The organism is Halomonas sp. BC2 (assembly GCF_002078115.1).
GTDB lineage: Bacteria > Pseudomonadota > Gammaproteobacteria > Pseudomonadales > Halomonadaceae > Vreelandella > Vreelandella stevensii.
Genome location: NZ_LFGT01000009.1, coordinates 79,249 through 87,049 on the forward strand (window position 1 = coordinate 79,249; position 7,801 = coordinate 87,049).

A 7,801-nucleotide genomic window follows, 5' to 3' on the forward strand; every position below is an offset into this window, starting at 1 on the left:
CTAGAAGCGCATTTGCCCAAGCGCCCGCTGAGCGTGCTGGACATGGGCTGTGGTGACGGCATCATCAGCGCCTGGCTGGCCAGCCGTGGCCATACGGTGACAGCGGTGGACGTCAACGCCTTTGCCGTCGAGGCGTGTCGCCAGACGCTGGCAGCCAACCAGCTGACGGGCAGCGTGTGCGAAAGCGATGTCTACCGTGCGCTGGGCGATGCGCGTTTCGACCTGATCGTCAGCAATCCACCGTTTCACCAGGAGCGCGAGATCAGCTACGGACCGAGTGCGCGACTCATCGACGAAGCGCGTCAGCACCTGACCCCCAAAGGCCAACTGGTGCTGGTGGCCAACGCCTTCCTGCCTTATCCCGAGCGGCTGGAGCGTGCGTTTGGAAGCTTCGAGACGCTGGCCGACAATCGGCGTTTCCGGGTGTATCGCGGGCAGTCGTGAAGGTGTCGCTGGCTCAGGGGCTAGGCGAGGCACCGGCATAGCGAATGTCGGTAATGGTGTAGAACGCCTCGCCGTTGGGCGTGATCACCGTGATCTCGTCGTCCACTTCCTTGCCCAGCAGCGCCTTGGCCATGGGGGCATCGACACTGATCCAGTGCTTCCGGGTGTCGATTTCGTCATGGCCCACCAGGCGGATATGCAGGGCTTCCCCCGCGTCGTCTTCCAGGCTCACGAATGCGCCGAAAAACACTTTGTCGGTGTTGGCGGGCAGCCTGTCCACTACCTGTAGTTCGTCCAGCCGCTGGGTCAGATAGCGGATGCGGGCGATGACCCGGTTCAACTCTTTCTTGTTGTAGGTGTAGTCGGCGTTCTCACTGCGGTCTCCCAGCGCAGCGGCTTCCCCCACCTTGGCCGACAGCTCAGGGCGCTTGACGCGGGAAAGGTGGTCGAGAATGCCCCGCAGGCGGGCCGCGCCCTCGGCGGTAATCAGATTGCTCTTGGGTGCCTGGCGCGGGTCTTTTGCCGGATCGCGCCAGCGCGTCATGTTGCGGCCTTTCATGGTGTCGTTACCTTCCCGGAAAAGGGTAGGTCATGGCAGTTAACGAGCGATCCACGTACCCATTGCGGTTGATAGTCGAGCTCAAGAGAGAGGTCGAGCGCAAGGCAAAGGCTAACGGTCGCAGTATCAATTCAGAAATCTGTCTCTTAATTCAAGAGTCCCTAAATATGAGCAATACCGAAATACAACAAACCCTAGACGCCATGCAGGAATCAGGCATGGTCATTGTAGGGCGTGAACACATTGAAGGGCTGGCAGCTAAAGACGCCAGAAAACCTACTGAGCTGATTCCAGCTTTAATGTCGATAGGGCGTATTCACGGGATTGATTTCTATCAGGATCAGGCAAAATTCAACAGTTTTGAGTTTGCTAGAAAGCTTGGTGAGCTAGGATTCGACCAGGATACAGCCCAAATCGTCATCGCAAACCTGCGCCCGGTGCCGACACCGGAGCTGGCATCGCTCGGTGATCGGGATTGATATAGGAAAAGTGGGAGTGACGTTATGAGAACGACGATGCGGCCTGGGAAGGCAAATGCTTGGATGAAACACTCTTCCGAGTTAACGGCGTTGAAACTACCGAAATAGACTCCGACCTTGATCCAGCTACCGTTATCCATATAGAAGAAGGCATTGTGGCATCGCTTGATCTTGAATATATCAAACCGCTGACAGCCTTCATCTCAGCATGGCAAAAGAAACAGAACGTGCGGGCAGTGGCGATAGATATACCGCAAGAAATTGATGACAAAACATTGCGAGCGCATCTCAAAACATTCGGTGCCAAGCTGATTTAATCCGTGCCAGCTAGAATATCGAGAATAATTGATTAGTTCGAGGAAAAGCGCGTGACTACTCCTTGGCAGTCACCATCGGCAAGGGCACTCAAGCGTTCTAGTGCCTTTCTCGATGCGAGGAAGTTGCAGTGGCCCTGCAAGCCAAAAAATAGGCGATGCGAGCTTAGCTGGTAATTCCATAGAAAGCTGGCGACCTGCCGTGTCACAGCCAGGGGTAGCCGACTGGCCCTCGTAGGTGGAGTAGCTGCGCCGTAAAGACAGCTTAAACGATGCTTTCGGTGTGGGCGAAGGTTGACCCCGATAAGGCATGCGAAGGTCGGGCTATTGGGAGTGCTAGCCTCCCTGATGAAACCGTATGCAGCGTCCACACCCAAGGCTTCAACTGATCGAGGAAAAGTTACATGCCACCCCGGCCGAAAGTGCCGAATTCCTACAGCAGTACCCCGCCGATCGCTTGGTTGCCGAGCCGCGCCCACGGCGATAGACCTGGCAACCACCAGCAATTTGCGACTGACCGGAAGCGCCTCAAGAAAATTAGCAAACTGTTTTCTCGATAAGATATGTCGAATTCTTAGATATACATCTCATGTACTCCCAACTCATGGATCATGACTGAACCGTCGAATATTTCATGCCTTATAACCCGTTCGTTACTGATGGGCTGGCGACGCTGCTGACCTTTACGCGCTATCAGCAGTTGATCACAGGCCGGGCAGGCACGTTCACAGTCGCTTCCACCAGGTATGTCAGAAACGTGTGGTAAGCGGCCCTCTCGATTCCTGAATGCAGAAACGCTTGTTGCGATATGCCCTACTGGGCGCGGAGCACTTCCTCGCGAACACAATTCAGCGCTTTCCTGAGCTGTTCTTCCTTCACTCCCCCAAATGCCACGCGAAGGGCCTGCGGCACGGCCTCGGTCACAGCAAAAGCACTTCCTCCTGAAACCGCGAAGCCCTTCGCAATCAAACTTGTAATAATCGGCTCGGCCCGTTGCTTGCTATCGAGCGGCAACCAGGCAAAGCTTGCGTTTCTGTGCGACATGATAGAGAGCCCCTGCAGGTGCTCTCGGCAGATTTTCTGCCGGAAAGCCCCATCGCGCCTCCTGTTTTCTTCTGAACGCTCAAGCGTGCCGTCCTCGATCCAGCCAACGATCAACGCCGAAATAATAGCTGGGACATTCCATGTCGTGGCCCTAATCACCAAAGAAAGCACATCCGACCTATCCTTTGGAGCGATGACATACCCGAGGCGTAAGCCAGTGCCAATGCTCTTTGAAAAGCCACCGACATGAAAGGTTCTCTCCGGCGCGATCTCAAGAAGGCTAGTAGGAGGGCAAGGCTCCAGAAATGCATAAGCCGCATCTTCGATTATGATGAGATCATATTTGCGGGCCACAGCGACAATCTGGCGCCTTCGTTCCTCGCTCATCACGGTCCCCAGAGGATTATGGACTGTGGGCATCAGATAAACGGCCCGGATCTTTCCATTTCTACACAGCCGATCAAGATCGTCTGGATCCATCATCCCATCGCTAGAGCCTACCGCCGTCAGGCTGAGCCCGTGCAGAGCCGCAACTGTCTTAAACCCAGTATATGTCAAGGCATCCGTGGCTACGGCTTCCCCCATTTTGAGCAACCCGAAGACGACGGTTGCCAACCCATGCTGGGCACCGGAGACAATCAGGAGCTGGTCCCACGAGAATGTACCCAATGTTTTTGATAAATGGTCGGCGAGGATTCTGCGCTCGTGTGGACGCCCACCATGCGGCTGATAACGAAGCATAGCTTCAAGGTCCCCAGCTGCAGCTAAACGTTTAAGGCCAGAACGCAAGAACTCCACATCGCAATCAGCCCCAGGCATGTTGAAGACGAGATCCAACAGGCCGTCGGCGGCGGTTTGCTCGACCCCGAGGGCTAAGGGGACATTAGGATCCTTAACGAAAACGCCCCTGCCGTGTTCCCCGACGATCAAACCTCGATCTTCGAGCTCACGATATGCACGGGTCGCGGTTGCCAAGGCAACTCCACTGTCCTCTGCGATCTTCCGGTGGGTGGGAAGCTTCTCCCCTGGCGCTAAATCCCCCTTGAGAATCTTCGTTGCTATGGCGTCGGCGAGTTGAAGGTAACGGATCTTTGGCATCTTGGCCTCAGTATGCTCTAGAAACTGTAATTAGTACAATAAATATATTGTACTGGAAAAAGTTTGGTGTCAAACTCTCCAAGGTTCGTAACTAGGGAAGGTGTCCGATGCCAAGATCATTTGCTGTCGTCCTGCTTTCATTGTGCCTCTTCACTGTCACATTTGCGGTCAACCTGCAGGCTCCCCTCTATAGCGCCTATACGGCTGAGAGTGCGATGGGGGCAACGGCCGTGACGGTCGCCTTCGCGGCATATGTGGCTGGGTTGATGCCCACTTTAATGCTTCTCGGCGGCCTTTCGGACAAGATCGGGCGCAGAATCCCAATAATCATCGCCCTTATTCTCGGAGGTATAGGTACTCTTGCGCTCGTTGTGGCTCCAGGCTGGGTTTCGCTAGTGGTGGCGAGATTCGTCCTTGGAGTCGGCACAGGGCTTGCCACGACAGCTGGAACTGCGTACATGGCTGAGATCATGGGGGAGCGTCAGGTGAAGCGCGCTGCTCTTTTCGTCACTTCTGCGACTACGCTGGGATTCGGTGGAGGGGCCCTGTTGACCGGCATTAGCCTTTCACTGCAGGGACTAACCTTCTTTCCCTCGAGTTTCGCCTTGCTCTTTGCTGCTGTTCCAGTGTTGGTGATCCTTGCGCTCAGGCTGCCACGATGCGACAAGCCAAAAGCGGTATCCCTACTCCGCCTGCCTGTATTTCCGTCCAGAACCTGGCCATATGGTGCTGCAATGGGGGTCGCGTGGTCCGCCACAGGAATGACGATTGCGGTCGTTCCCTTGGAGCTACAGGTACATGGTCTTGGCAACTGGACGGGTCTGGTGATTTTCCTTGCAATTTTCGTCGGTTTTCTGTGCCAGCCCTTAGCAAGGCGCCTGAGCAACCCAACAGCACTCGGGCTCGGCTTCTTTTTGGTCCCAGCGGGTTATGTGGCATTACTTGCTGGCAGCTGGAGCCAGTCGATCTTGCTAGTGCTTGTTGGGGCCGCTGTCACGAGCGCAGCAAGTTATGGGTTTAGCTACCTTGCGGCGTTGTCAGAGTTCTCGGTAAGGGCACCAGAAAACCGTGCACGAGCAACCGCCGGATTGTTTGTCTATGCATATGTGGGGTTCTCCATTCCAGTCATTGCAAGTGGCATCCTGGCCGATCGCTACGGGCTTTTGCAGGCCATGGGCTTCTTCGGCAGCGCATTGCTAATCTCCACCCTTATTGTTGTGTGGGCATGGCTGCGGAGCACAAATGTCATTCAACCAACTGCTGTATCAGCTGAAACTTCATTGTAATTACCGGCTGTAATAACTCGCAATTATAACTTCGATAAGGGGGGTAAAATGGACCTACCGACCCAAGGGAATCGTGCCAGCCGTATTACCACGATACCCTTAACCAGGTATCTCACTCGCCAGGATGAAGTTTCTTCAGTAGGGTGGCAGTCAGAAGTCTTTATAGACATCAAACAGCGCCTTTCAAAAGAATCTGGATTCCCCTGCGTTTTCTCTAAAAACGCTTTCAAAAATGGGCTTATCCTATTCTACTTTGTAGAAGACTCATCCCGTTACTCGATGATCAAGCTCGCAGAGGCGTTACGCGAGTTTGTCGAACTGTCGCGCCAATGGGATGGTACTTTGCAAACTTCCTACCCTCTTATCGTTGCCTTCTCGCACAAAGCCATCCAGGCAGAATCGGTGGAAGAATATCATCAATTTGGTTGGCAAGTGCTACAAGAGATTCACGAACTAGACATGGAGGACTGGCCTGAAGATATCAATACGAAGCCAGAAGCACCCGGCTGGTCGATGTGCTTTCATGGAATGCCAATCTTCTGCAACATGAGTAACCCAGAACACTATCATCGACGAAGTCGAAACCTCGGTCGCCATTTTGTGATCGTGATAAATCCTCGCGAACGATTCGATGAATTTGCCGGGAACACACCAGCCGGTCAAAAAATGAGAAATAAAATAAGAAATAGAATTTCTTTATATGACGATATTTTACATGCCCCCCAGTTAGCATCCTATCACTCTGGGGGCCTCGAATGCTTGCAGTACGGGCTTCCTGACGAGAATATAGAGTGTCAAGGTCAATGCCCTTTCCCATTTCGACAAAGAAATACATTTTCAAATCAGAGATAAAATAATTCGAAAGGTTAGAACGCAATGATTGAACTAATTCTAAGCCAAGGCCGAATCGCTGATCGTAAGAATGGCACGATTGAGGGCGCGCTCCTCACCGCTAAGGCCATTGAACAGACTTACGGGGTGACAGCAATGAGCCATGGCATTCCGGAACCAGCCAAAATCGACGACTGGACTGATAGCCTGGCACAGGCCGATGCAACCCTTCGCGGGCTGAGTGAGACCGTGGAAAGCGGCCTGAAAGACGGGAAACTGCCGGTAATGGTAGCAAATACCTGCTCGGCCAGTCTAGCTACGCTTCCGATCGTTGCTAGAGAGCTACCAGATGCTGTCGTGCTTTGGATAGATGCGCATGGGGATTTCAATACGCCGGACACGACTGACAGCGGATATCTTGGTGGTATGGTTGTCGCTGCCGCATGTGGCCTTTGGGACAGTGGGCATGGTTCTGGACTGAAAGCGGAACAGGTGTTGATTGTGGGAGGGCGGGACATTGACCCTCAAGAGGCTCGCCTGCTGGATGAACACAGAGTTCGCGTTCTGCCTCCGCAGCCCTACCTTATGGACAAAGTCATTTCAAATGTCGGAAATAGACCGGTCTGGATCCACATCGATTGGGACGTTCTGGAGCCCGGTTACATTCCAGCAGACTATACCGTGCCAGGTGGCCTACTACCTGACGATATTAGATTGCTCCTTTCCCGGCTGGCTCCGCAAATCCGCGGCCTTGAAATTGCCGAGCACCATGCCGGTAATGATACTTCAGGAAAGAGAGATCCAGTTGTAGAGATTTTAAAAACAATTTCACCTGTTCTTGGCCAGCAAACTATCGGCTAATGCATCGTAATGAGTAAGAGAAGCGACTCGACTGCGACGAAACTCCGTGCCTATCTGTTCGCTTTTAAGCATATACCTCTTGGGCGCGCCAGCGCATTATTCTGCGAAGGAAAGAATTGTTATGCCCCTATATGACAGCATACTGCAGACAATCGGGCGAACCCCCATTGTCCGGCTTAATCGTGTGGCGCCTGACCATGTTACGCTTTATGCGAAGGTGGAATCATTCAATCCAGGAGGCTCGGTCAAGGATCGCCTGGCCCTTGCAGTCGTACTTGATGCGGAACGCAAGGGTTTATTAAAACCGGGCGACACCATATGCGAATGCACATCTGGAAACGTTGGCATCGCCCTAGCCATGGTCTCGGCGGCACGCGGATACAATTTTGTCGCTGTAATGTCAGATTCGTATTCTGTTGAACGACGTAAGCTCATACGCGCTTATGGCGGTAAACTACTACTATTTCCAGGACATCTAGGAAGTAGTGGCGGCAACAAGATTGCAGATGAACTAGCTATAAAGCACGGATGGTTTCGAGCCCGTCAATTCGACAATCCAGCAAATCCTGCTTTCCACAGGGAAACGACAGCGGCCGAGATCCTTTCTGACTTTGCTGGACATCGACTCAACTATTTTGTGACAGGCTTTGGCACAACAGGCACTCTAACCGGGGTCGGTCAAATGCTTAAATGTGCCCGCCCTGACGTGACTATTGTGGCTGCGGAGCCGGAGAACGCGGCATTGATGAGCGGGGAGAAGTGGAACTTACACCAAATCCAAGGGTGGTCACCTGACTTCGAACCGAGCGTGCTAGACAAGACGGTCATCGACAGGCTGCTGAAAATCGATGAGATCAAAGGGCGGGACATGGCGAGGCGTCTGGC

General features: G+C 53.4%; 9 protein-coding genes and 1 pseudogene. 8 read left to right on the forward strand and 2 right to left on the reverse strand.

The window, feature by feature from the left end:
- Window positions 1–444, forward strand: a 444-nt coding sequence (locus B7L71_RS06770; protein WP_139790076.1) for a class I SAM-dependent methyltransferase, incomplete at its 5' end; no start/stop codon positions are given.
- A gap of 13 nt (window positions 445–457) precedes the next feature.
- Here B7L71_RS06770 and greB read toward each other — a convergent pair.
- Window positions 458–1,003, reverse strand: a complete 546-nt coding sequence (greB, locus tag B7L71_RS06775) for a transcription elongation factor GreB (RefSeq protein WP_081136895.1) — start codon at window positions 1,001–1,003, stop codon at window positions 458–460.
- A gap of 32 nt (window positions 1,004–1,035) precedes the next feature.
- Here greB and B7L71_RS17990 point away from each other — a divergent pair.
- The 3 genes and pseudogenes from B7L71_RS17990 to B7L71_RS06785 all read left to right on the forward strand — a co-directional run.
- Window positions 1,036–1,158: pseudogene (locus B7L71_RS17990) on the forward strand (Arc family DNA-binding protein); the annotation flags it as partial.
- Window positions 1,159–1,170: 12 nt separating this feature from the next.
- Complete coding sequence (locus tag B7L71_RS06780; protein ID WP_249273193.1) at window positions 1,171–1,482, forward strand: hypothetical protein; 312 nt, start codon at window positions 1,171–1,173, stop codon at window positions 1,480–1,482.
- Between the two features lie 59 nt (window positions 1,483–1,541).
- Window positions 1,542–1,799: a hypothetical protein gene (locus tag B7L71_RS06785; RefSeq protein ID WP_081136899.1), complete on the forward strand. Its 258-nt coding sequence runs from the start codon at window positions 1,542–1,544 to the stop codon at window positions 1,797–1,799.
- A gap of 810 nt (window positions 1,800–2,609) precedes the next feature.
- On the opposite strand, the gene B7L71_RS06790 is transcribed toward B7L71_RS06785, so the two are convergent.
- On the reverse strand, window positions 2,610–3,938 hold the full coding sequence (locus tag B7L71_RS06790) for an aminotransferase-like domain-containing protein (RefSeq protein WP_081136901.1): 1,329 nt from the start codon (window positions 3,936–3,938) through the stop codon (window positions 2,610–2,612).
- Between the two features lie 107 nt (window positions 3,939–4,045).
- On the opposite strand from B7L71_RS06790, the gene B7L71_RS06795 reads away from it, so the two are divergent.
- The 4 genes from B7L71_RS06795 to B7L71_RS06810 all read left to right on the forward strand — a co-directional run.
- Complete coding sequence (locus B7L71_RS06795; RefSeq protein WP_081136903.1) at window positions 4,046–5,224, forward strand: MFS transporter; 1,179 nt, start codon at window positions 4,046–4,048, stop codon at window positions 5,222–5,224.
- Window positions 5,225–5,272: 48 nt separating this feature from the next.
- Entirely contained in the window at window positions 5,273–6,076 is an 804-nt protein-coding gene (locus B7L71_RS06800) for a YqcI/YcgG family protein (RefSeq protein WP_081136905.1), read from the forward strand.
- A gap of 24 nt (window positions 6,077–6,100) precedes the next feature.
- The gene (locus B7L71_RS06805; protein WP_081136907.1) at window positions 6,101–6,916 is read left to right on the forward strand and encodes an arginase family protein; all 816 of its coding nucleotides are present in this window, start codon (window positions 6,101–6,103) and stop codon (window positions 6,914–6,916) included.
- Between the two features lie 121 nt (window positions 6,917–7,037).
- Window positions 7,038–7,801, forward strand: a 764-nt coding sequence (locus B7L71_RS06810) for a PLP-dependent cysteine synthase family protein (RefSeq protein WP_081137292.1), incomplete at its 3' end; no start/stop codon positions are given.